Source organism: Pseudomonas sp. FeN3W, assembly GCA_030263805.2.
GTDB classification, from domain to species: domain Bacteria; phylum Pseudomonadota; class Gammaproteobacteria; order Pseudomonadales; family Pseudomonadaceae; genus Stutzerimonas; species Stutzerimonas stutzeri_G.
The window spans coordinates 2,257,072-2,280,209 of the sequence record CP136010.1; the positions used below are offsets into that span (position 1 = coordinate 2,257,072).

Annotated in this window: 20 protein-coding genes; 10 read left to right on the forward strand and 10 right to left on the reverse strand. The window is 64.3% G+C overall.

Annotated features, from left to right (window positions below; all coding sequences use genetic code 11):
- Positions 1 to 60: 60 nt before the first annotated feature.
- The 3 genes from P5704_010780 to rpmE all read right to left on the reverse strand — a co-directional run bounded on the left by P5704_010780 (position 61) and on the right by rpmE (position 2,508).
- The gene (locus P5704_010780) at positions 61 to 1,329 is read right to left on the reverse strand and encodes a malic enzyme-like NAD(P)-binding protein (protein ID WOF80910.1); all 1,269 of its coding nucleotides are present in this window, start codon (positions 1,327 to 1,329) and stop codon (positions 61 to 63) included.
- Between the two features lie 151 nt (positions 1,330 to 1,480).
- On the reverse strand, positions 1,481 to 2,275 hold the full coding sequence (locus P5704_010785) for a thermonuclease family protein (protein WOF80911.1): 795 nt from the start codon (positions 2,273 to 2,275) through the stop codon (positions 1,481 to 1,483).
- 20 nt (positions 2,276 to 2,295) lie between these two features.
- Positions 2,296 to 2,508 carry a 50S ribosomal protein L31 gene (gene rpmE, locus P5704_010790; GenBank protein ID WOF80912.1) on the reverse strand — a complete coding sequence of 71 codons (213 nt, stop codon included), beginning with the start codon at positions 2,506 to 2,508 and terminating at the stop codon, positions 2,296 to 2,298.
- Positions 2,509 to 2,703: 195 nt separating this feature from the next.
- On the opposite strand from rpmE, the gene P5704_010795 reads away from it, so the two are divergent.
- The 3 genes from P5704_010795 (at position 2,704) to P5704_010805 (ending at position 7,589) form a co-directional block, all read left to right on the forward strand.
- On the forward strand, positions 2,704 to 4,926 hold the full coding sequence (locus P5704_010795; protein WOF80913.1) for a primosomal protein N': 2,223 nt from the start codon (positions 2,704 to 2,706) through the stop codon (positions 4,924 to 4,926).
- Positions 4,927 to 5,183: 257 nt separating this feature from the next.
- On the forward strand, positions 5,184 to 6,923 hold the full coding sequence (gene argS, locus P5704_010800) for an arginine--tRNA ligase (protein WOF80914.1): 1,740 nt from the start codon (positions 5,184 to 5,186) through the stop codon (positions 6,921 to 6,923).
- A complete protein-coding gene (locus P5704_010805) occupies positions 6,924 to 7,589 on the forward strand; it encodes an SPOR domain-containing protein (protein ID WOF80915.1) in 666 nt (221 codons plus the stop codon).
- 64 nt (positions 7,590 to 7,653) lie between these two features.
- Here the strand turns inward: P5704_010805 and P5704_010810 are convergent, their stop codons facing one another.
- The 5 genes from P5704_010810 to P5704_010830 form a co-directional block, all read right to left on the reverse strand.
- A complete protein-coding gene (locus P5704_010810; protein ID WOF80916.1) occupies positions 7,654 to 8,625 on the reverse strand; it encodes a CDP-6-deoxy-delta-3,4-glucoseen reductase in 972 nt (323 codons plus the stop codon).
- 73 nt (positions 8,626 to 8,698) lie between these two features.
- Complete coding sequence (ubiD, locus tag P5704_010815; GenBank protein ID WOF80917.1) at positions 8,699 to 10,165, reverse strand: 4-hydroxy-3-polyprenylbenzoate decarboxylase; 1,467 nt, start codon at positions 10,163 to 10,165, stop codon at positions 8,699 to 8,701.
- A gap of 68 nt (positions 10,166 to 10,233) precedes the next feature.
- Positions 10,234 to 11,493 (reverse strand): transcription termination factor Rho, encoded by a 1,260-nt coding sequence (rho, locus tag P5704_010820; GenBank protein ID WOF80918.1) that lies wholly within the window; start codon positions 11,491 to 11,493, stop codon positions 10,234 to 10,236.
- A 237-nt stretch (positions 11,494 to 11,730) separates the two neighbouring features.
- The gene (gene trxA, locus P5704_010825; GenBank protein ID WOF80919.1) at positions 11,731 to 12,057 is read right to left on the reverse strand and encodes a thioredoxin TrxA; all 327 of its coding nucleotides are present in this window, start codon (positions 12,055 to 12,057) and stop codon (positions 11,731 to 11,733) included.
- 159 nt (positions 12,058 to 12,216) lie between these two features.
- On the reverse strand, positions 12,217 to 12,918 hold the full coding sequence (locus P5704_010830; protein ID WOF80920.1) for an FCD domain-containing protein: 702 nt from the start codon (positions 12,916 to 12,918) through the stop codon (positions 12,217 to 12,219).
- Between the two features lie 277 nt (positions 12,919 to 13,195).
- On the opposite strand from P5704_010830, the gene P5704_010835 reads away from it, so the two are divergent.
- From P5704_010835 to ppx, 5 genes are all read left to right on the forward strand, one after another.
- The gene (locus P5704_010835; protein WOF80921.1) at positions 13,196 to 13,981 is read left to right on the forward strand and encodes a transporter substrate-binding domain-containing protein; all 786 of its coding nucleotides are present in this window, start codon (positions 13,196 to 13,198) and stop codon (positions 13,979 to 13,981) included.
- 23 nt (positions 13,982 to 14,004) lie between these two features.
- A complete protein-coding gene (locus P5704_010840; protein ID WOF80922.1) occupies positions 14,005 to 14,670 on the forward strand; it encodes an amino acid ABC transporter permease in 666 nt (221 codons plus the stop codon).
- Complete coding sequence (locus P5704_010845; GenBank protein ID WOF81209.1) at positions 14,667 to 15,317, forward strand: amino acid ABC transporter permease; 651 nt, start codon at positions 14,667 to 14,669, stop codon at positions 15,315 to 15,317. Before P5704_010840 ends, P5704_010845 begins: the two co-directional genes overlap by 4 nt.
- A complete protein-coding gene (locus tag P5704_010850; GenBank protein WOF80923.1) occupies positions 15,304 to 16,035 on the forward strand; it encodes an amino acid ABC transporter ATP-binding protein in 732 nt (243 codons plus the stop codon). Before P5704_010845 ends, P5704_010850 begins: the two co-directional genes overlap by 14 nt.
- Before the next feature lie 345 nt (positions 16,036 to 16,380).
- On the forward strand, positions 16,381 to 17,883 hold the full coding sequence (gene ppx / locus P5704_010855) for an exopolyphosphatase (protein WOF80924.1): 1,503 nt from the start codon (positions 16,381 to 16,383) through the stop codon (positions 17,881 to 17,883).
- 399 nt (positions 17,884 to 18,282) lie between these two features.
- Here the strand turns inward: ppx and ppk1 are convergent, their stop codons facing one another.
- Both ppk1 and hemB read right to left on the reverse strand, forming a co-directional pair.
- Positions 18,283 to 20,490: a polyphosphate kinase 1 gene (gene ppk1, locus P5704_010860; GenBank protein WOF80925.1), complete on the reverse strand. Its 2,208-nt coding sequence runs from the start codon at positions 20,488 to 20,490 to the stop codon at positions 18,283 to 18,285.
- Between the two features lie 19 nt (positions 20,491 to 20,509).
- Positions 20,510 to 21,523 (reverse strand): porphobilinogen synthase, encoded by a 1,014-nt coding sequence (gene hemB / locus P5704_010865; protein WOF80926.1) that lies wholly within the window; start codon positions 21,521 to 21,523, stop codon positions 20,510 to 20,512.
- Between the two features lie 303 nt (positions 21,524 to 21,826).
- On the opposite strand from hemB, the gene elbB reads away from it, so the two are divergent.
- Complete coding sequence (elbB, locus tag P5704_010870; GenBank protein ID WOF80927.1) at positions 21,827 to 22,492, forward strand: isoprenoid biosynthesis glyoxalase ElbB; 666 nt, start codon at positions 21,827 to 21,829, stop codon at positions 22,490 to 22,492.
- A gap of 144 nt (positions 22,493 to 22,636) precedes the next feature.
- Positions 22,637 to 23,104, forward strand: a complete 468-nt coding sequence (locus tag P5704_010875) for a thioesterase family protein (GenBank protein ID WOF80928.1) — start codon at positions 22,637 to 22,639, stop codon at positions 23,102 to 23,104.
- Positions 23,105 to 23,138 lie beyond the last annotated feature (34 nt).

A 23,138-nucleotide genomic window follows, 5' to 3' on the forward strand; every position in this document is an offset into this window, starting at 1 on the left:
ACCGGCCTTCGCCAACCAACAAAAAACCCCGCCTTGGCGGGGTTTGTTTTTCAGCGCAGATCAGCCGTTGAAAACGTCGTTCACCGACTGCAGCGGGTAATGCGACGGATAAGGCAATGTCGCCACGCCACTTTCGATGGCAGCCTTGGCCACGGCGTCAGACACCAACGTGATAAGACGCGGGTCCATTGGCTTCGGAATGATGTACTCGCGGCCGAATTCCAGGCTATCCACACCATATGCAGCAGCCACTTCAGCCGGCACCGGCAATTTGGCGAGATCGCGAAGGGCCAGGGCGGCCGCGATCTTCATTTCCTCGTTGATGCGCTTGGCACGCACGTCCAGCGCTCCGCGGAAGATGAACGGGAAGCCCAATACGTTGTTGACCTGGTTCGGGTAGTCCGAACGACCAGTCGCCATGATGACGTCCGAACGCGTCGAATGTGCCAGCTCAGGGCTGATCTCCGGATCCGGATTGGAGCAAGCGAACACCACCGGATTGGCCGCCATGCGCTTGAGGCCCTCCGGGCTCAGCAGATTGGCACCCGACAGGCCGACGAAAACATCGGCGCCATCGAGGGCGTCATCCAGAGTACGCTTGTCGGTCTCGTGGGCGAACACAGCCTTGTACTGATTCAGGTCGTCACGGCCAGCATGGATGACGCCTTTGCGATCGATCATGAAGATGTTCTCGATCTTCGCCCCCATGCTGACCAGCAGTTTCATACACGAAGTCGCGGCAGCCCCGGCACCGAGACAGACGATCTTGGCCTGCTCGAGAGTCTTGCCGGCGATTTCCAGCGCATTGAGCATACCGGCAGCCGTCACGATGGCGGTGCCATGCTGGTCGTCATGGAACACCGGAATGTCGCACTGTTCGATTAGCGCGCGCTCGATCTCGAAGCACTCGGGCGCCTTGATGTCTTCCAGATTGATGCCACCGAAGGTGATCGAGATGCGCTTGACGGTATCGATGAAGGCCTGCGGGCTTTCGGCATCGACCTCGATGTCGAACACGTCGACACCGGCGAAGCGCTTGAACAGCACGCCCTTGCCCTCCATGACCGGCTTGGAGGCCAGCGGGCCCAGGTTACCCAGGCCGAGAATAGCGGTGCCATCGGAAATCACCGCCACCAGGTTGCCCTTGCCAGTGTAGCGGTAAGCCAGTTCCGGATCGCGACCGATCTCGCGGACAGGCTCGGCGACACCTGGGCTGTAAGCCAGGGAAAGGTCGCGAGCGGTGGCGGTGGGCTTGGTCAGCTCGACGCTCAGTTTTCCTGGACGGGGCTGGGCGTGATACTCGAGAGCGGCAGTTTTCAGGTCAGTCATGTGGCATTTCCGCTTATTTTTACTGGGACAGACAGGCGGTCGAGCATACGCCAAGAACAAGCGCACTCACAAGCCAGCAGGCCGGCTGACTGTCAAGCCCAAGCCGCTACGACTTTCCGGGTAGATTCACGCGCCAGTACGAACAACCGATTCAGCGCGACAACCCCAGCATCGCCGGATGGGTAACGCGCAGCATCCAGCGGGCCTGCCCGGCACCAGCCTGCCCGCGGCGATCGACCACCCAGCCCCTTAGCTGGAGTCGCTTCCCGGCAAGCGCAGTCATTGCCCGGGCATCGAATGCGTCAAGCGCCTGCGGCGGTATGTTCACCACCAGCGGACCATCCATTTCCAGCCAATAGCCGCCGCGATTGCGCTCGATCCGCTCGACCCTGCCCTCGAGCAGCGTGAAGCCACCGCGCCTCAACGATTGCGGCGAGGCGGGCTTCAGCTCGCGCCAGACACCCAGACCGCTTTGCCGCGCCTGCCGCTCCGCCCGCTGCTGACAGGCCACCAGCCGCGTATTCGGCGCCACAGCGACCATGAAGCCAAGGCCATCAGCAAGCAGTACGGCTTCGAGATTACGCCCCTGCACATCATAGGCATGGGCCAGCGTACGCCCATAACGATCCTGTCGCTCCTCGCCCAGGACCAGACCGACCCGCCCGTCACTGGCCCGCACCACCCCCTGCAGTCGGCGCCGCGCGGCTACCGCGAACGGCTCGGCCTTGCGCCCGTCACGCCCCAGTTCCGGCGTGTTGATACCGATCAGCCGCACGCTGCGACCATCGACCAGACGCAGCGTGTCGCCGTCGACGACCTGCGCCACCTCCAGCATCGATAAGTGCCCCGGCGATGGACAGAACGCCAGTGCCTGAATTTGCCAGAAGACGGAAACGAAAAAGGCGCCCACCAGGGACGCCTTCTTCATGTGCTCGGAAAACCCCATCGGATTCCCGGTACGCCAGCTTACTTGGCGCCGAACACACCGAAACGCTGCTTGAAGCGATCGATACGGCCGCCGGTATCCAGCACCTTCTGCTTGCCGGTGTAGAACGGGTGGCACTCGGAGCACACGTCGATGTTCAGGTTCTTGCCCAGCGTGGAGCGGGTCTTGATGACGTTGCCACAGCTGCAGGTGGCCTCGATTTCGACGTAATTCGGATGGATATCGGCTTTCATGATGAATCCTCTAAGATTGCGTGCCGCCACCCGACCCTATGTCGAGTACCGCACGAAGTAGGGCGCGAATCATACCAGAGCGCTAGGGTGATGCAAGCGCGGGCGACAGATGTACAGAGCCGCCGGAGGCGTGCTCGCGACGACGCCGAATCGCGTCATCGTTTACCATCGCCGCACATCACCAAGGATCATCGCGTGTCTTCCTGCATCCTCCGCCTGGCGCTGCCCTCGCCCCTGCGTCGCCTGTTCGATTACCTGCCGCCGGCTGGCGTGTCGCGCGCCGCTCTGCAACCAGGCGTGCGCCTGCGCGTGCCCTTCGGTCGACGCGAAGTCGTCGGCGTTCTGGTCGAGCTGAGCGAACAGAGCGAAGTACCGGCGGAAAAGCTCAAGCCGGCGCTGGAGTTGCTGGACGCCAAGCCACCGCTGCCCGCCCCGTTGTTCAAGCTCTGCCTGTGGACGGCGCAGTACTACCAGCACAGCCTGGGCGACACCCTCAGCTGGGCACTGCCGGTACTGCTGCGCCAGGGCGAACCCGCCGAAGCGCGCCAGGAGCGCTACTGGCGCCTGGTGGAAGGCGCCAGTCCTGACGACCCACGCTTGACCCGCGCGCCCCGGCAGCGCGAAGCCCTGAAGACCATCGCCCAGCACGCTCACGGCCTGCCGCACGCACTACTCAGCAAACTGCAGCTGAACAAGGACAGCCTCGACCTGCTGCTGGAAAAGGGCCTGGTGCGTATCGAATCGCGCCGCAGCAAGCCGCCCCGCGGGCACAGTGGCAGCTGGCTGCTGCAGGCCGAACTCACCTTGAATGCACAGCAACGCGCAGCCTTCGAAGCGGTGAGCGCCGGCCTCGGAGGATTTCAGGCGTTCCTGCTGGCCGGGGTGACCGGCAGCGGCAAGACCGAGGTCTATCTGCAACTGATTCACCGCGTACTGGAAGCCGGCAAACAGGCCCTGGTGCTGATCCCCGAGATCAATCTGGGACCACAGACGCTCGCCCGTTTCGAGCAACGCTTCAATGCCCGGATCGCGCTCCTGCATTCCAACGTCAATGATCGTGAACGACTCGATGCCTGGCTCGCTGCCCGCGACGGCGAGGCGGACATCATCATCGGCACGCGTTCGGCGTTGTTCACCCCGATGAAGAATCCGGGCCTGATCATCATCGACGAGGAGCACGACGCCTCCTATAAACAGCAGGAAGGCTTGCGCTACCACGCCCGCGATCTGGCCCTGCTGCGCGCACGCCAGGAAAACCTGCCGATCGTGCTTGGTTCGGCCACGCCCTCGCTGGAAAGCCTGCACAACGCACACAGCGGCCGCTATGCGCTGCTCAAGCTCACGCAACGGGCCGGCAATGCACAGTCGCCGCGCTTCCTGCGCCTGGACGTGAAGAGCCGCCCGCTGGACGCCGGTATATCCGGCCCATTGCAGCAGGCCATCGGCCAGACCCTTGGCGCCGGCCAGCAGGTGCTGGTCTACCTCAACCGGCGCGGCTTCGCCCCCACCCTGCTCTGCCATGACTGCGGCTGGCTCAGCCAGTGTCCACGCTGCGATGCACGGATGACCCTGCATCAGCGCCACAACGAGCTGCGCTGCCATCACTGCGGGCACGTCGAGCGGCCGCCGCGCAACTGCCCGGACTGCGGCAAAGTGGACCTGCGCCCGGTGGGCGCCGGAACCGAACGTGCCGAAGAGCGCCTGGGCATTCTCTTCCCCGACTATCCGGTGTTGCGCATCGATCGCGACAGCACCGCGCGCAAGGGCGCGATGGAGCAGATGATCGGCACCATCAACCGCGGCGAGCCCTGCCTGCTGGTCGGCACGCAGATGCTCGCCAAGGGTCACCATTTTCCGCGCGTCACGCTGGTGGCGATTCTCGATGCGGACGGCGGACTGTTCTCTGCCGACTTCCGCGCCAGCGAGCGCATGGCCCAGCTGATTGTCCAGGTCGCCGGGCGCGCCGGGCGTGCGGAGGAGCCTGGCAAGGTGATCATCCAGACGCATCTGGCCGACCATCCGCTGCTGGTGCAGCTGACCGAACAGGGCTATTTCGCCTTCGCCGAGCAGGCCCTGTCCGAGCGCCGCGCAGCCGGTCTGCCGCCGTTCAGCCATCTGGCACTGCTGCGTGCCGAAGCACAGAAGCCCGGCCAGGCCGAAACCTTCCTCGACGATGCCTGCAGCCTCGCCGAACAGCTGCTCGAGCAGCTGCACCTCAACGGCGTCGAACTGCTCGGACCGGTTCCCGCACCAATGGAACGGCGTGCCGGTCGATACCGCGCGCAGTTGCTGCTTCAGGGCAACGCGCGGGCGACCCTGCACCGGCTGATGGGCACCTGGGTCCCGCTGCTCGAACAACTGCCCGGCGGTCGCGCCGTGCGCTGGAGCCTGGATGTCGACCCGATCGATCTTTTTTGAGCTGGAAGCTGGAAGCGAGCGTAGGGTGGATGTCGTTTTTTACATCCACCGTGGCTCCGCTCGTCGGATCGGTGAAGCGTGATCCGACCTACAGCTGCAAGCGAATCAGTGTGGCGGCCGGCGCCAAATGCCCGCCAAGCTTTTTCTTGCAGCTTATGGCTTGCAGCTCGAGGCTGCGTTTTGAAGCTTATGGCTTGCAGCTTGCCGCTGCTTTTATAATGCCGGGTTTTCGCGCACTCCTGCGGACCGAGCCGACCATGAAAGACAGCATTCGCCACCTGATCCAGCAAGCCCTTGTCCGCCTGACCGACGAAGGCGTGCTGCCCGCAGGCCTGACGCCGGCGATTCAGGTGGAAAACACCAGGGACAAGAGTCACGGCGACTTCGCCAGCAATATCGCCATGATGCTGGCCAAGCCGGCCGGGCTGAAGCCGCGCGACCTGGCCGAGAAGCTGATCACCGCCCTGCCGCAGGACGCGCAGATCAGCAAGGTGGAAATCGCCGGACCAGGCTTTCTGAACTTCTTCCAGAACAGCGACGCCCTGGCCGGGCGCCTCGAAGCCGCCCTGGCCGATCCGCATCTTTCGGTGCGCAAGGCCGGCGCCGCGCAGCGCGTGGTGATCGACCTGTCGTCGCCGAACCTGGCCAAGGAGATGCACGTCGGCCACCTGCGCTCGACCATCATTGGTGACGCCGTCGGTCGCGTGCTCGAGCACCTCGGCGACGAGGTGATCCGGCAGAACCACGTCGGCGACTGGGGCACCCAGTTCGGCATGCTGCTGGCCTATCTCGAGGAGAAACCGGCCGCCGCGGAAAGCGAGCTGTCCGACCTGGAACAGTTCTATCGCACCGCCAAGCAGCGCTTCGATGAGTCCGCCGAGTTCGCCGACCGCGCCCGAGAACTGGTAGTGAAACTGCAGGCTGGCGATGCCCAGTGTCTGGGCCTGTGGACACGCTTCAACGACATCTCGCTGTCGCACTGCCAGAAGATCTATGACCGCCTCAACGTCAAGTTGACCCCGGCCGACGTCAAGGGCGAGAGCGCCTACAACGCCGACCTGGCGGGCATCGTCGAGTCCCTGCGCGAGAAGGGCCTGCTCACCGAGGACAACGGCGCGCAGTGCGTCTTCCTCGACGAATTCAAGAACGCCGAAGGCAATCCGCTGCCGGTGATCGTGCAGAAGGCTGGCGGCGGCTACCTCTACGCCACCACCGACCTGGCGGCCATGCGTTACCGCAGCCAGCAGTTGCACGCCGATCGTGTGCTGTATTTCGTCGACCAGCGCCAGGCCCTGCATTTCCAGATGGCCTTCGAAGTGGCCCGCCGCGCAGGCTTCGTGCATGAAGGCATGCAGCTGGAGCACATGGGCTTCGGCACCATGAACGGCGCCGACGGCCGCCCGTTCAAGACCCGCGACGGCGGCACGGTAAAGCTGATCGACCTGCTCGACGAAGCCGAGCAGCGCGCCTATGCCCTGGTCAAGGGCAAGAACCCGGATCTCGACGAGGCCGAGCTGCGCCAGATCGCCCGTGCCGTGGGCATCAGCGCGGTCAAGTACGCCGACCTGTCCAAGCATCGCACCAGCGATTACCGCTTCAACTTCGAACTGATGCTGAGTTTCGAGGGCAATACCGCGCCCTACCTGCTCTATGCCTACACCCGCGTGGCCAGTGTGTTCCGCAAGCTGGGCAAGGGCATCGACGAGACTGCCGGACAGATCCAGCTCGAGGCCGAGCAGGAACTGGCGTTGGCCGCCAAGCTCGCCCAGTTCGGCGAAGTGCTGAACAGCGTCAGCGAGAAAGGCGAACCACACCTGCTGTGCGCTTACCTGTACGATCTGGCCGGGCTGTTCTCCAGTTTCTACGAGCACTGCCCGATTCTCAGCGCCGAACAGGAAGAGCAAAAGCGGAGCCGGCTGCGCCTCGCCGCCCTGACCGGCAAGACCCTCAAGCAGGGCCTGGAACTTCTCGGCCTGGAAACTCTGGAGCGCATGTAAGTGGCTGCAAGGAAGAAAGCCGCGCCCAAACGAGGCGCCAGCCGCTATCAGGCGCCCGCCAAACAGGCCGTACCAGGCTGGATCTGGCTGGTATGTGGCCTGGTGATCGGCGGATTCATCATGTTCCTGATGAGCCTCGAACCAGGTGGCGAAGAGGTCAAACGCAACAAGGATGCGCCCAAGACCGCGATCAAGGAGCAGCCCAAGCGCACGCCAGCCAGCGAGCAACCGACCAAGCCGAAGTACGACTTCTATACCCTACTGCCGGAGTCGGAAGTGATTCTGCCGCCGGAAACCAAGCAGCCAGAACCGCCGGCCAAGCCGGTAACACCGGAGGAAGCGGCCAAGATCGACGAGGCACGCGCCCAGGCCGCGCTCAACGGCCAGGTGCCACCACCGCCCCCAACGGTGGCCAAGGCGCCGGTGACGCAGTTCTTCCTGCAGGCCGGCTCGTTTCGCCAGCAGGCTGAGGCCGATCGGGTACGCGCGCAGATCATCCTGCTCGGCCAGGACGTACGTGTGGAGAACGTGAAGGTGCGCGACGAGCCCTGGTATCGCGTGCTGGTCGGACCGTACAGCAGTCGCGAGCAGCTGAACAGCGCACAGAAGACGCTAGCCGCCAGTGGTTACAAGAACCTGCTGCTACAGCAGCGCCAGGCACGCTGAAGGCGCTGAACGAAAACGCCGGGCTTTCGACCCGGCGTTTTTCATTCTGGCGTAGCAAAACGAGTCAACTTTCCCGCGGCGCGTAAGCGAACACGTCAGCGCGCATCTGATGCGGGTCCATCCCCGCCTCCACCAGCGCGTCCAACGTGCCATAGACCATCGACGGCGAACCGCTGGCGTAGATATGCAGCGGCTTGAGATCGCTGAAATCCTCGCGAATCGCTTCGTGCAGCATGCCGCAGCGACCCTCCCAACCGCAGATATCGCTGACGACACGGTGCAGATGCAGATTGCTCATGCCCTGCCACTCATCCCAGTGCGGCAGCTGGTAGAAGTCTTCGGGATGGCGCACCCCCCAGTACAAGTGCACCGGATGCGAGAACCCTGCGGCCCGGCAATATTCGATCAGACTGTGCATCTGCGCCATGCCGGTGCCCGCCGCAATCAATACCAAAGGGCCATCCGGCAACTCGGCCAGGTGGGTGTCGCCGAATGGCAGCTGAATCCGTGCATACCCCTGTCGTCGCAGGAATGCCAGCAGCTCGATCGCGGACGCCTCACGAGCCAGCACATGCAGTTCGAGCTCGCGGCCACTGCCGGGTGCCGAGGCGAGAGAGAAAGCCGACCACTCGCCATCCTCCCGCTGCAACAACAGGTACTGACCAGCGTGATAGCGCGGTTGCCGGCCAGCCGGCAGGCGCAAGCGCAGGCGCACCACATCGCCACCGACCTCTTCGTCGCCACTCAACTGACAGCTCAACTCGCGCACCGGTAGTTCGCCAGGCGCCAGCACGCCATCCCAGAGCAGCACGCAGTCTTCCAGCGGCTCGGCCAGGCAGGCCAACAGCTCACCGTGATCCCGCACTTCGCCAGCCTGAAGCACGCGTCCTTCGACCAGCAACGAGGCGCAGATGTGACAGTTGCCGTTGCGACAGCTCTGCGGGCATTCGTAGCCCAAGCGCTTGGCGGCATCGAGAAATCGTTCGCCGGGCTGCACGTCGAGCACGGCACCGGATGGCTGCAAGGTAACTTTCATGTGCACGTCTTATCAGTGAACGGGATGACCCGCCAAGGCTTCGGGCGGGCTCGGGCCCGCCTCTTCGGTTATGTCAGTCGATACCCAGCTGCGACCAGAGTTCATCGACCCGCTGCTTTATCGCCGGATCCTGGACGATGGCCCGGCCCCATTCGCGGTTGGTCTCGCCCGGCCATTTATGGGTGGCATCCAGGCCCATCTTCGAGCCCAACCCGGAGATCGGCGACGCGAAATCCAGGTAGTCGATCGGCGTGTTGTCGATCATCACCGTGTCGCGCTTGGGATCCATGCGCGTGGTGATAGCCCAGATCACGTCGTTCCAATCACGGGCGTTGATGTCGTCGTCGGTGACGATGACGAACTTGGTGTACATGAACTGCCGCAGGAAGCTCCATACACCCAGCATGACCCGCTTGGCGTGGCCGGGATACTGCTTCTTCATGGTCACCACCGCCATGCGGTAGGAACAGCCTTCCGGCGGCAGGTAGAAATCGACGATCTCCGGGAACTGCTTCTGCAGGATCGGCACGAACACCTCGTTCAGTGCCACGCCGAGAATCGCCGGCTCATCCGGCGGACGCCCGGTATAGGTGCTGTGGTAGATAGGGTTCTTGCGCTGGGTGATGCGCTCGACGGTGAACACCGGGAAGCGGTCGACCTCGTTGTAGTAGCCGGTATGGTCGCCGTAAGGTCCTTCGTCGGCCATCTCCCCCGGATGGATGTGCCCTTCGAGGACGATCTCCGCGTACGCCGGTACCTGCAGATCGGAACCGACCGCCTTGACCAGCTCGGTGCGCGAGCCGCGCAACAGACCGGCGAAGGCATATTCGGACAGCGTATCGGGCACCGGCGTGACCGCACCGAGGATCGTCGCCGGATCCGCACCCAGCGCTACGGCGACCGGGTATGGCCGATCCGGATATTTCTCGCACCACTCACGGAAATCCAGTGCCCCGCCACGATGGCTGAGCCAGCGCATGATCACCTTGTTGCGACCGATGACCTGCTGACGGTAGATGCCGAGGTTCTGCCGCTCCTTGTTCGGTCCCTTGGTGATGGTCAGGCCCCAGGTGATCAGCGGCGCCGCGTCACCCGGCCAGCAGTGCTGCACCGGGATCTTCGCCAGATCGACATCGTCACCCTCGAGAATCACGTCCTGGCAGGGCGCATCCTTGAGCACCTTGGGCGCCATGCTGATGACCTTCTTATAGATCGGCAGCTTGCTCCAGGCGTCCTTCAGACCCTTCGGCGGCTCCGGCTCCTTGAGAAAAGCCAGCAGCTTGCCGATCTCTCGCAGTTCGGAGACATCCTCGGCACCCATACCGAGGGCGACCCGCTGCGGCGTGCCGAACAGATTGCCGAGCACCGGCATGTCGAAACCGGTCGGGTTCTCGAAGAGCAGCGCCGGGCCCTGTTTGCGCAGGGTGCGGTCACAGATTTCGGTCATTTCCAGAACGGGGGAAACCGGCACGGCCACACGCTTGAGCTCGCCGCGTTGTTCGAGGACGCGCATGAAATCGCGCAGGTCGGAGTATTTCATAGCTGGAAGCTGGAAGCTGGAAGCTGGAAGCCAATCCACTTCTAGCTTCCAGCTTCAGGCTTCCCGCTTTATTTCCTTTTCATCGACATGAAGAATTCGTCGTTGGTCTTGGTGTCCTTGAGCTTGTCGAGGAGGAATTCGATGGCGGCGATCTCGTCCATCGGGTGCAGCAGCTTGCGCAGGATCCAGATGCGCTGCAGCTCGTCCTCGGCGGTCAGCAACTCTTCGCGGCGGGTGCCGGAGCGGTTGATGTTGATGGCCGGGAACACGCGCTTCTCGGCGATGCGGCGGTCCAGTTGCAGCTCCAGGTTGCCGGTGCCCTTGAATTCCTCGTAGATCACCTCGTCCATCTTCGAACCGGTTTCCACCAGCGCAGTGGCGAGGATGGTCAGGCTGCCGCCTTCCTCGATGTTACGCGCGGCGCCGAAGAAGCGCTTGGGCTTCTCCAGCGCGTGGGCGTCGACACCACCGGTGAGCACCTTGCCGGAGCTGGGGATCACGGTGTTGTAGGCGCGCGCCAGACGGGTGATGGAGTCGAGCAGGATGACCACGTCCTTCTTGTGCTCGACCAGGCGCTTGGCCTTCTCGATCACCATCTCGGCGACCTGCACGTGACGGGTCGGCGGCTCGTCGAAGGTGGAGGCGACCACCTCGCCGCGCACGGTGCGCTGCATCTCGGTCACTTCTTCCGGGCGCTCGTCGATCAAGAGGACGATCAGATGGCACTCGGGATTGTTGCGGGTGATGTTGCTGGCAATGTTCTGCAGCATGATCGTCTTGCCCGCCTTCGGCGGGGCGACGATCAGGCCGCGCTGGCCCTTGCCGATAGGCGCAGTCAGGTCGATCACGCGACCGGTGAGGTCCTCGGTGGAGCCGTTGCCGGCCTCCATCTTCAGGCGCTCATTGGGGAACAACGGCGTAAGGTTCTCGAACAGGATCTTGTTCTTCGCGTTTTCCGGCCGATCGTAGTTGATCGAGTCGACCTTGAGCAGGGCGAAGTAACGCTCACCTTCCTTCGGCGGGCGAATCTTGCCGACGATGCTGTCGCCGGTGCGCAAGTTGAAACGGCGGATCTGGCTGGGCGACACGTAGATATCGTCCGGGCCGGCCAGGTAGGAAGAATCCGCGGAGCGCAGGAAGCCGAAACCGTCCTGGAGAATCTCCAGCACGCCATCACCGGAGATTTCCTCGCCGCTTTTCGCGTGCTTCTTGAGCAGGGAGAAAATCACGTCCTGCTTGCGCGAACGGGCCATGTTGTCGATGCCCATCTGTTCGGCCATTTCCAGCAGTTCGGTGATGGGCTTTTGCTTGAGTTCAGTCAGATTCATAGAGAGAGTCAGGAAGGATGTAGAAAGCGATTAGCTTGAGAAGCCGCGCAGCAGGAGACGAACGGATTCGTTGTGCTTTATGAGGCTGAAGTGCGTCGGCGACGGCATGCAGAGGGCGACGGAAGAATGCGTCGCGAGGCCGAATTTAGCACCGTGCAGGCGCAGCGTCCACCCTGCCGATGAAAAAAGCCCCCGCGTCTGCGGGGGCTTTTCGAGTGAACCCGGAAGGCTCGGAACTCAGATATTGCTGTCGAGGAACGCCGCCAATTGCGACTTGGACAGCGCGCCGACCTTGGTCGCCTCGACGTTGCCGTTCTTGAACAGCATCAGCGTCGGAATGCCGCGCACGCCGTACTTCGGCGGGGTTTCCTGGTTCTCGTCGATGTTCAGCTTGCAGACCTTGAGCTTGCCTTCGTAATCCTTGGCGATCTCGTCGAGCACCGGAGCGATCATCTTGCAGGGACCGCACCACTCGGCCCAGTAATCGACCAGCACCGGGCCATCCGCCTGGAGGACGTCCTGTTCGAAGCTGGCATCGCTGACTTTGGTGATGAATTCGCTCATGGGAAGTCTCCGTGATTCGGAAGCAAAAAAGTGGCGACATCATAGCCCGGCTTCAGCCGTACCGAAAGACGCGGAACGATTGGGTCTCTCGATGGACCCGATATTCCGGGGACCGTTCCCGCCCGGCGGACCGGGCCGAAACGGAAAACGGTCCGGGCCTCAGTCGCCGAGCGTGGCGAACGCGATACCGGTGCGCAGGGCCGCCGCGCGGATATGCTGCTGCATCGCCTTCTGCGCCGGGCCGGCGGCGTGCCGGGCCAGGGCCTTGAGGATCTTGCGGTGCTCCTGCCAGGTTTCCAGCGCCCGTTCCGGGCGAATGAACGGCAGTTTCTGGCTTTCCAGGAAGATCTCCGCACGGGATGCGACCAGGCCGAACATGGCCTGGTTGCCGCTGGCGGCGAGGATGCGCTGGTGGAATTCGAAGTCCAGCCGCGCCGCCTGCTCGAAATCCCCGGCGCGCAACTCGCCGCGCATCCGCTCGACATTGTCCTGCAGCACGTCCAGCTCCTCGGCGGTCAGCACCCCGGCGGCCAAACCGCAGGCGAACCCCTCCAGGGCGAAACGCAGCTGGAAGGTATCGGCCGCCGACACGGCGGCGAAGGGCCAGGCGAAGCCCGTGGCCGCCTCCAGCCGCTGCGGCTCCTGTACGAACACGCCCTTGCCCGCCTGCACACTGACCAGCCCCAGCGCGCTGAGCGAGGACAGCGCCTCGCGCAGCGAAGCCCGGCTGACCCCGAGACGCTCGGCCAGCTCGCGCTGCGACGGCAGGGCATCGCCCGGGCGGTAGCCCTGCTCGTCGATCAGACGGCGGATCGCCTGCAAGGCATATTCGGGTACGGCACGGGGGGCGGAAGCATGCATGGCTGTTCGGGCCGGTCAGTCCAGTGGAGTCGCCTTTGTACGACCAGAACCCCGCCGCAGGCAAGCGACGCCCCCTTATGAAACACCCATTCCGGGCACGCCCCCGAATGAGGCACGCGCACATATGACCGTTCGGTCAAATACCGCAACTGTTCAGACCAGTAAGACCTTGTTTTTCCACTGGCGGACCGGCCGAAGCCATGAATTGCCTGGGACTTGGCATGGGCAATGCACTGCGCGAACCGGCAAAACACTTCATTTCTTGCTGGAGATCGACATGCGCAGAATCCACCGCAGCCTGCTGGGCACCCTGTTCGCCGCCCTGGCCTTCGGCCTGACCCCGGCCCACGCCGACGCCCTCGACGACATCGGCGCCCGCGGCGTGCTCAAGGTCGCCGTGCCGCAGGATTTCCCGCCATTCGGCTCGGTCGGCCCGGACCTCAAGCCACGCGGCCTGGACATCGACACCGCGCAACTGCTGGCCGACAAGCTGGCGGTGAAACTGGAGCTGACCCCGGTCAACAGCACCAACCGCATCCCCTTCCTCACCACCGGCAAGGTCGACCTGGTGATCTCCAGCCTCGGCAAGAATCCCGAGCGCGAGCAGGTGATCGACTTCTCCGCCGCCTATGCGCCCTTCTACCTCGGCGTGTTCGGCCCGGAAGAAGCGGCAGTCGCCAGCCTCGACGATCTCGACGGCAAGACCATCAGCGTCACCCGTGGCTCGGTCGAGGACATCGAGCTGAGCAACGTCGCCCCCAAAGGGGCCACGCTCAAGCGTTTCGAGGACAACAACTCGACCATCGCCGCCTACCTCTCCGGCCAGGTCGAGCTGATCGCCAGCGGCAACGTGGTGATGGCCGCCATCGCCGAGCGCAACCCCAGGCGCGTGCCGGTGATGAAGCTCAACCTGAAGAACTCGCCCACCTATGTCGGCCTGAACAAGAACGAGCCGGCCCTGCTGGAGAAGGTCAACGCCATCATCGCCGCCGCCAAGGCCGACGGCAGCCTCGACGCGATCAGCCAGAAGTGGCTGAAGCAACCGTTGCCGGCCGAACTCTGAGCCCGCGCGCGGAGGTCTGAGACATGGCATACCGGTTCGACTTCGCCGCCGTCCTGCAGCACAGCGACCTGCTGCTGCAGGGCGCGGCCTTCACCCTCGGCCTGACCGCGATCGGCACCCTGCTCGGCGTCGCTCTCGGCATCGTCGGGGCAATCCTGCGCGCCTGGCGCATCCGCCCGTTCGACCGCATCTTCGGCGCCTACGTGGAGCTGATCCGCAACACGCCGTTCATCGTCCAGCTGTTCTTCATCTTCTTCGGCCTGCCCTCGCTGGGCTTTCGCCTGGGCGAGTGGGAAGCTGCGGTGCTGGCGATGGTGATCAACCTCGGCGCCTACTCCACCGAGATCATCCGCGCCGGCATCCAGGCCATCCCGGCCGGGCAACTGGAGGCTGCGGCGGCACTGGCCATGAGCCGCTTCGAGACCTTCCGCCACGTGGTCCTGCGCCCGGCGCTGGCCAAAGTCTGGCCGGCGCTGTCGAGCCAGATCATCATCGTCATGCTCGGCTCGGCGGTGTGCTCGCAGATCTCCACCGAGGAGCTGTCGTTCGCCGCCAACTTCATCCAGTCGCGCAACTTCCGCGCCTTCGAGACCTACCTGGTCACCACCGCGTTGTATCTGCTCATGGCCATCCTCATCCGCCAGCTGCTGGCCTGGTTCGGCCGCCGCTTCGTCATGGGAGCGCGCTGATGGACTTCACCCTCTGGGACATCCTGCGCAACCTGCTGGTGGGCCTGCAGTGGACCCTGCTGCTGTCGCTGGTGGCCTTCGTCTGCGGCGGCCTCGCCGGCCTGCTGGTGCTGCTGGCACGCATCGCGCCGCTACGGCTGCCACGCCTGTTGGCCAAGGGCTATATCGAGCTGTTCCAGGGCACGCCGCTGCTGATGCAGCTGTTCCTGGTGTTCTTCGGCATCGCCCTGCTCGGCATCGACGTCTCGCCCTGGCTGGCCGCCGCGATCGCGCTGACCCTGTTCACCAGCGCCTTTCTCGCCGAGATCTGGCGCGGCTGCGTCGAAGCCATCGGCCGCGGCCAGTGGGAGGCCGCCGAAAGCCTGGCCATGAGCCGCCTGGAAACCCTGCGCCACGTCGTGCTGCCGCAGGCGCTGCGCATCGCCGTGGCGCCCACCGTCGGCTTCTCGGTGCAGGTGGTCAAGGGCACCGCGGTGACCTCGATCATCGGCTTCACCGAACTGACCAAGACCGGCAGCATGCTGGCCAACGCCACCTTCGAGCCGTTCATGGTCTACGGCTTCGTCGCCCTCGGTTACTTCCTGCTCTGCTACCCGCTCTCGCTCGCTGCATACCGCCTGGAAAGGAGGCTGAATGTCACTGCTTAACGTCACCGCCCTGCACAAGTACTACGGCGACAACCACGTGCTCAAGGGCATCGACCTGGCCGTCGAGGAAGGCGAAGTGGTCGCCATCATCGGCCGCAGCGGCTCGGGCAAGAGCACCTTCCTGCGCACCCTCAACGGCCTGGAATCGATCGACGACGGCGTCATCGAGGTGGACGGCGAGTACATCGACGCCGCCCGCGCCGACCTGCGCAGCCTGCGGCAGAAGGTCGGCATGGTGTTCCAGCAGTTCAACCTGTTCCCGCACCTGACGGTGGGCGAGAACGTCATGCTGGCGCCGCAGGTGGTGAAGAAGACGCCGCGCGCCGAGGCCGAGCGGATCGCCCGGCAGATGCTCGAGCGCGTCGGCCTGGCGGAGAAGTTCGATGCCTACCCCGAGCGCCTGTCCGGCGGCCAGCAGCAGCGCGTGGCCATCGCCCGCGCCCTGGCCATGTCGCCCAGGGTGCTGCTGTGCGACGAGATCACCTCGGCGCTCGACCCGGAACTGGTCAACGAGGTGTTGGCGGTGGTCAAGCAACTGGCCAGCGAGGGCATGACCCTGGTCATGGTCACCCACGAAATGCGCTTCGCCCGCGAAGTGGGCGACAAGCTGGTGTTCATGCACCAGGGCAAGGTGCACGAGATTGGTGATCCCAGGGCGTTGTTCGCCGCGCCACAGACCGAGGAGCTGCGCAACTTCATCGGCTCGGTGAACCTGTGAAGCCGTGCATCACGGAAACGCACGGGTTGGATCGGGGCACATAGGTTGGGTCGGGGCGCGCAGCCTGAGGAGCCTAGCGACGAAGCCCAACAGATTCGTGCCGACTCCATGCCGATCCCAGTCGGGCTTCGCTACGCTCAGCGCCAACCTACTCGCGATCCATGACGAAGACATAGCCTTCGGAAAGGTTGTCGCATGCGACGAGCAGTCACTGCAACGCTCCCCGGCCAAGCCTGGGCCGGGCAGAGCAGGTCATCTAGACAAGTGCCGGCGCCGTCCTTTTGCGTTGGCTCATCCGCCGGCTCGTGGCAGGATGGCGCCGTAATCGAACGAGACGCCGTTAACATGCCCCAATCCCCCGCCGAAAGTTTTCCCATGATCGCCGCCCTCGACCTGGGCTCGAACAGTTTCCACATGGTGCTGGCACGCACCAGCAACGGCGAGATGCGCATACTCGAACGGCTCGGCGAAAAGGTACAGCTGGCCGCGGGCATCGACGAGAACCGCCTGCTCGACGAAGCGGCGATGCAGCGCGGGCTCGACTGCCTGCGCCGTTTCGCGCAACTGGTCAATCATCTGCCGCAGGGCGCGGTGCGCATCGTCGGCACCAACGCACTGCGTGAAGCACGCAATCGCGCCACCTTCATCCGCCGCGCCGAAGAGATCGTCAATCATCAGGTCGAGGTCATCTCCGGCCGCGAAGAGGCGCGTCTGATCTATCTCGGCGTGTCGCACACCATCCCGAGCAGTTCCGGCCGGCGCCTGGTGGCCGACATCGGCGGTGGCAGTACCGAATTCATCATCGGCGAGGGCTTCGAATCGCAGCTGCGCGAAAGCCTGCAGATGGGCTGCGTGAGCTACACCCAACGCTTCTTCCGCGACGGCAAGATCACCCCGGCACGCTACGCCCAGGCCTATACCGCCGCGCGGGTCGAACTGATGGGCATCGAGCATGGCCTGCGCCGGCTCGGCTGGCAGGAATCCATCGGTGCGTCCGGCACCATCCGCGCCGTCGGTCTGGCGATCAAGAGCGGCGGCTTCGGCAACGGCGAAGTCAATGTCGAAGGGCTGGGATGGCTCAAGCGCAAGCTGTTCAAGCTCGGCGACGTGGAGAAGATCGACATCGATGGCGTCAAGCCGGACCGCCGCGGCGTGTTCCCGGCCGGCCTGGCGATTCTGGAGGCGATCTTCGATGCCCTGGAGATCAGCAGCATGACCCACTCCGAAGGCGCATTGCGCGAAGGCGTGCTGTACGACCTGCTCGGCCGGCACCATGACGAGGACATCCGCGACCGCTCGCTGAGCTTCCTGATGGAGCGCTACCACGTCGACATGGAGCAGGCCGCGCGAGTCGAAGCCAAGGCACTGGAGGCGTTCGACCAGGTGGCGCAAGCCTGGAACCTTGATCAGGACTGGCACCGCGAGCTGCTCGCCTGGGCCGCCCGGGTGCATGAAGTGGGCCTGGATATCGCTCATTACCACTACCACAAGCATGGCGCCTACCTGATCGAACATTCCGACCTGCCCGGCTTCTCACGTCAAGATCAGCTGATGCTGGCGTTGCTGGTACGCGGCCACCGACGCAACATCCCGCAGGACAAGTTCGGCGAGATCGGCACCGACGCCGATGCCCTGGTGCGCCTATGCATCCTGCTGCGCTTCGCCATCCTGTTCCACCATATCCGCGGCGCCAATGCCGTTTCCGAGGTGCAGCTGGAGGCCAGCGAGCGCGGCCTCGAGCTGGTCTTCCCGGCTGGCTGGCTGGACGCCAACCCGCTGACCCGCGCCGACTTCGAGGCCGAAGCCGCCTGGCTCGCACGGGTCGGCTACGAACTGCGGATGAAATGACCAGAAGCCGGCTCGGCACGGGCCTGATCTAGGGTGCGCTGCGCGCACCGCGGGCACCGGGGCCTGGCGGTGCGCGTAGCGCACCCGAAAAAGCATCGCGATTCGCGTGGCTGCGCCTGCGACCAGGCCAGCAACGCCAGTCCCAGGCAGCCTGCTCCCCCCGCCCGCGCGAAAGGCGGCCAGGAGCGGACGAGCAGGCGTTGGTGGGGTGAGGCGAGGTAGAGGGCCAGCGCGCCCAGCAGGCTCAACGCGGCACCCAGGGTTGCCCACATGCGGGCCTCCGGCGTGAATGATCGGGGCCACGAGTCTGCCATGGCCCCGGCTGGCAAAGGTTTGCCGCCGCCGCTAAAACCTTTGCGCGATCATCTCCGGGGCCGGCCGCACCGAAACGGCAACAGCCTAACGGGTGCTCATCACCGGCGCGGTGAGCTTTTCCAGCAGTATGTTCTGCACGTTGCGCGGATGCTGGTTGCCAGTCGGGCTGTTGCGTACGTAGCTGCCATCCGGCTGCAGGATCCAGCTCTGCGTGTTGTCGCTGAGGAAACCCTCCAGCTCCTTCTTCACCCGCATCACCAGCTTCTTGCCCTCGACCGGGAAGCAGGTTTCCACCCGCCGATCGAGGTTGCGTTCCATCCAATCGGCGCTGGAGAGATAGAGTTTCTCGTCGCCATCGTTCTGGAAATAGAACACCCGACTGTGCTCGAGGAAACGGCCGATGATCGAACGCACATGGATGTTGTGCGAGACCCCGGCGATGCCCGGGCGCAGGCAGCACATGCCGCGCACGATCAGGTCGACGCGCACGCCGGTCTGGCTGGCCTTGTACAGCGCCTTGATCATCTTCGGATCGGTCAGCGCGTTGACCTTGAGGATGATGTGCGCCGGCCGGCCCTCGGCGGCGTGCTGGGTCTCCAGCGCGATCAGGTCGAGCAGCGTCTTCTTCAGCGTGAACGGCGCATGCAAGAGCTTCTTCATGCGCATGGTCTTGCCCATGCCGATCAGCTGACTGAACAGCTTGGAGACGTCCTCGCAGAGCGCGTCGTCGGAAGTCAGCAGGCTGTAGTCGGTGTACAGCCGCGCGTTGCCGGCGTGGTAGTTGCCGGTGCCCAGATGCGCGTAACGGCACAGCTCGCCGTTCTCTCGGCGCAGGATCAGCATCATCTTGGCGTGGGTCTTGTAGCCGACCACGCCGTAGATCACCACCGCGCCGGCCTGTTGCAAACGGCTGGCCAGCTGCAGGTTGGATTCCTCGTCGAACCGGGCGCGCAGCTCGATCACCGCGGTGACTTCCTTGCCGCTGCGCGCCGCGTCGACCAGCGCATCGACGATCTCGGAATTGGCGCCGGAGCGATACAGCGTCTGTTTGATCGCCAGCACGCAGGGGTCCTTGGCCGCCTCGCGCAGCAGGTCGACCACCGGCGTGAAGGACTCGAAGGGATGCAGCAGCAGGATGTCCTGCTTGTTGATCACGCTGAAGATCTTGTCGCTGTTCTGCAGCAGTCGGGGAATCGACGGCGTGAACGGGCTGTATTGCAGTTCGGGGTGGCTGTCCAGGCCGGTGATGCTGAACAGCCGGGTCAGGTTGACCGGGCCATTGACCCGGTACATCTCACTTTCGCCGAGGTTGAACTGCTTGAGCAGAAAATCGGCCAGGTGCTGCGGGCAGGTATCGGCCACTTCCAGGCGCACGGCATCGCCATAACGACGCGAGATCAGCTCGCCACGCAGCGCGCGTGCCAGGTCCTCGACGTCCTCGGTGTCAACCGAAAGGTCGGCGTTACGGGTGAGGCGGAACTGGTAGCAGCCCTTGACCCGCATGCCGTGGAACAGGTCGTCGGCATGGGCATGGATCATCGAGGAGAGGAAGACGAAGTTGTCGCCGGCGCCGCCGACCGACTCCGGCACGCGGATCACCCGCGGCAGCAGGCGTGGCGCCGGGATGATCGCCAGACCGGAGTCGCGGCCGAAGGCATCGACGCCTTCCAGCTCGACGATGAAGTTCAGGCTCTTGTTCACCAGCAGCGGGAACGGATGGGTCGGATCGAGACCGATCGGCGTAACGATCGGCGCAATCTCGTCGCGGAAATAGCGGCGCACCCAGGTCTTGAGTTTGGCCGTCCAGTGCCTGCGGCGAATGAAGCGGATCTGATGCTCGGCCAGCGCTGGCAGAAGCACGTCGTTGAGGATCGCGTACTGGCGGTCGACCTGTTCGTGGACCAGCTCGGATATGCGCGCCAGCGCCTGATGCGGCTGCAGGCCGTCGGCGCCCGCCTGTTCGCGGGCGAAGGTGACGCGCTTCTTCAGTCCGGCGACGCGAATCTCGAAGAACTCATCGAGGTTGCTGGAGAAGATCAGCAGGAACTTCAGCCGCTCCAGCAGCGGATAGGACTCATCCAGCGCCTGCTCGAGCACGCGGACGTTGAACTGAAGCTGCGAAAGCTCGCGATGGATGTACAGCGCACTGTCGTCCAGGTTGGTCACCAGCGCGACCGGCGTCTCCTCGACGACTTCCAGTGGCGCAGACACCACCTCGGGCAACGTCTGTTCCAGCACCTCGCCGACCACGGCGTCCTGCAGATCCTTTTCGCTGAGTCCCTGGTTGATCATCGCTTTGCCTCGAAAGGGCTCACTGGCCCCGTTTTAATTGTTGTGCCGCCTGTTTGGCGAAGTAAGTCAGGATGCCATCGGCCCCGGCACGCTTGAAGCCGACCAAAGACTCAAGGATGACGGCCTCGCTCAGCCAGCCATTCTGGATGGCGGCCATGTGCATGGCGTACTCGCCGCTGACCTGATAGACGAAGGTCGGCGCCTTGAAGGCATCTTTCACCCGCCAGACGATATCCAGGTAGGGCAGACCGGGCTTGACCATCACCATGTCCGCGCCTTCGGCCAGGTCGGCGCCCACTTCGTGCAGCGCCTCGTCACCGTTGGCCGGGTCCATCTGATAGGTATTCTTGTTGCTCTTGCCGAGGTTGGCGGCAGAGCCCACCGCATCTCGGAACGGGCCGTAGTAGGCGCTGGCGTATTTCGCCGAGTAGGCCATGATGCGCACGTTGTGGTGTTCGGCCACTTCCAGCGCCTCGCGAATCGCCTGGATACGACCATCCATCATGTCCGACGGCGCGACCACCTGAGCGCCGGCTTCGGCGTGGGATAGCGCCTGGCGGACCAGCGCGTCGACAGTGACATCGTTCTGCACGTATCCGCTGTCGTCGAGAATGCCGTCCTGGCCGTGCGTGGTGAATGGATCGAGGGCTACGTCGGTGATGATCCCCAGCTCAGGGAAACGCGCGCGCAAGGCGCGCGTGGCGCGCTGGGCGATGCCCTCCGGGTTCCAGGCTTCGGCCGCATCGAGGGACTTCTTCTCCAGCGGTGTCACCGGAAACAGCGCCAGCGCCGGAATGCCCAGCGCCACGAGCTCTTCGGCCTCCTCGAGCAGCAGGTCGATGGACAGGCGCTCCACTCCCGGCATCGACGGCACCGGCTCGCGGCGGTTCTCGCCGTCGAGCACGAACACCGGCAGGATCAGGTCATCGACGGTCAGCACATTTTCGCGCACCAGACGGCGGGAAAAATCGTCACGACGATTGCGACGCAGACGAGTAGCGGGGAACAGCCGGCTGGCAGGAACGAAACTCACGACGGACTCCTGGCCCGCAGAACGGGCGAATATGACGTTTATAGGCCCGACACATGACGAAATGATGACAACGCCAGGCCGTCGAGCCTCCGAAACCGCGCCCATTGTCGCCAGCCATGCCGGCGACTGCCAGTGCTTTGATCAGGCGCAAACTGCCGCGCCAGACCTGCGGCAATGAACACCGGCGCATCGCGCGAATCCAACGGAACGTGTGGGGCTTACCTGGAACCGTCCCAGGTATTAGCATCGAACGCATCCGCCGTGCCCGACGCAGGGCCGCTGAACTTGACCAGGAGTACCACCATGAACAAGAAAGTCGCCGTGATCCTCTCCGGCTGTGGCGTCTACGACGGCTCGGAGATCTACGAAAGCGTCATCACCCTGCTGCGCCTGGACCAGCGTGGCGTCAAGGTGCAGTGCTTCGCACCGAACATCGCGCAGATGCACGTGATCAATCACCTGACCGGCGAGGAGATGCCAGAGTCGCGCAACGTGCTGACCGAGTCGGCTCGCCTGGCCCGCGGCGAGATCAAGGACCTGCGCGAGGCGCGCGCCGAGGACTTCGACGCGCTGATCATTCCCGGCGGTTTCGGCGCCGCGAAGAACCTCTCCAATTTCGCGACCGAAGGCGCCAGCAGCAAGGCACTGCCGGATGTGGTGGCGTTGGCCCAGGCCTTTGCCGAGGCACGCAAGCCGGTCGGCATGATGTGCATCGCACCGACCATGGCCGCGCAGATCTTCGGCGCCGGCGTGGTCTGCACCCTCGGCAGTGACGAGGCCGATGCCGCCAAGGCGGTCGCGCAGATGGGCGCCGAGCATCAGGCGTGCGAGGTCAGCGACATCGTCGTGGACAAGCAGCATCGACTGGTGACCACCCCGGCGTACATGCTGGCGCAGTCCATCAGCGAAGCCGCTTCGGGCATTTACAAGCTGGTCGACCGGGTACTGGAGATGACCACCGAGGAGTGATCCGAACGCCGCCGAATGATCCCGGGTCCGCCCGGGATTTTTTTTTGCGCGAAAGTCGCCAAAGCCGCGGCTGCTCGTGCCGCAGCCCTGTTCAGCACGAACATCCTCGGGCAGCTTGATCGCTCATCCACAGGAACGCCGACCATGAACCACGACGACGCACTGCTCGCCGAGCAGACCCAGGCGGTACGCCAGATGTTCGAACGCATTCCCTTCAACCAGGCGCTGGGCATCGAACTCGACGAGGTATCGACCTCCCAGGTCGTCATGCATCTACCGATGAAGCCGGAGCTGGTCGGCAACTTCGTCCACGGCATCCTGCATGGCGGGGTCATCGCCTCGCTGCTGGACGTGGCCGGCGGGGCGATGGCGATGCTCGGCGCCTTCGACAAGCATCGCCATCTGACCACCCAGCAGCGCGCCGCACGGCTTTCCCGGCTGGGTACCATCGACCTGCGCATCGACTACCTGCGCCCAGGTCGAGGCACGCGCTTCAGCGCCAGCGCGGTGCTGCTGCGCTCGGGCAACAAGGTCGCGGTGGTGCGTTCGGAGCTGCACAACGAACTGGGCACTCTGATCGCCGTGGGCACCGGCACTTATCTTTGCGGCTGATCGGCCGATAGGAGATTGGCGGCCAGAGTGACCT

Coding starts and splice junctions, on each gene's coding strand:
- P5704_010780 (WOF80910.1), bottom strand. CDS start 1,329: ATGACTGACCTGAAAACTGCCGCTCTCGAGTATCACGCCCAGCCCCGT.
- P5704_010785 (WOF80911.1), bottom strand. CDS start 2,275: ATGGGGTTTTCCGAGCACATGAAGAAGGCGTCCCTGGTGGGCGCCTTT.
- rpmE (WOF80912.1), bottom strand. CDS start 2,508: ATGAAAGCCGATATCCATCCGAATTACGTCGAAATCGAGGCCACCTGC.
- argS (WOF80914.1), top strand. CDS start 5,184: ATGAAAGACAGCATTCGCCACCTGATCCAGCAAGCCCTTGTCCGCCTG.
- P5704_010810 (WOF80916.1), bottom strand. CDS start 8,625: ATGAAAGTTACCTTGCAGCCATCCGGTGCCGTGCTCGACGTGCAGCCC.
- ubiD (WOF80917.1), bottom strand. CDS start 10,165: ATGAAATACTCCGACCTGCGCGATTTCATGCGCGTCCTCGAACAACGC.
- rho (WOF80918.1), bottom strand. CDS start 11,493: ATGAATCTGACTGAACTCAAGCAAAAGCCCATCACCGAACTGCTGGAA.
- trxA (WOF80919.1), bottom strand. CDS start 12,057: ATGAGCGAATTCATCACCAAAGTCAGCGATGCCAGCTTCGAACAGGAC.
- P5704_010830 (WOF80920.1), bottom strand. CDS start 12,918: ATGCATGCTTCCGCCCCCCGTGCCGTACCCGAATATGCCTTGCAGGCG.
- P5704_010835 (WOF80921.1), top strand. CDS start 13,196: ATGCGCAGAATCCACCGCAGCCTGCTGGGCACCCTGTTCGCCGCCCTG.
- P5704_010840 (WOF80922.1), top strand. CDS start 14,005: ATGGCATACCGGTTCGACTTCGCCGCCGTCCTGCAGCACAGCGACCTG.
- P5704_010850 (WOF80923.1), top strand. CDS start 15,304: ATGTCACTGCTTAACGTCACCGCCCTGCACAAGTACTACGGCGACAAC.
- ppx (WOF80924.1), top strand. CDS start 16,381: ATGCCCCAATCCCCCGCCGAAAGTTTTCCCATGATCGCCGCCCTCGAC.
- ppk1 (WOF80925.1), bottom strand. CDS start 20,490: ATGATCAACCAGGGACTCAGCGAAAAGGATCTGCAGGACGCCGTGGTC.
- elbB (WOF80927.1), top strand. CDS start 21,827: ATGAACAAGAAAGTCGCCGTGATCCTCTCCGGCTGTGGCGTCTACGAC.
- P5704_010875 (WOF80928.1), top strand. CDS start 22,637: ATGAACCACGACGACGCACTGCTCGCCGAGCAGACCCAGGCGGTACGC.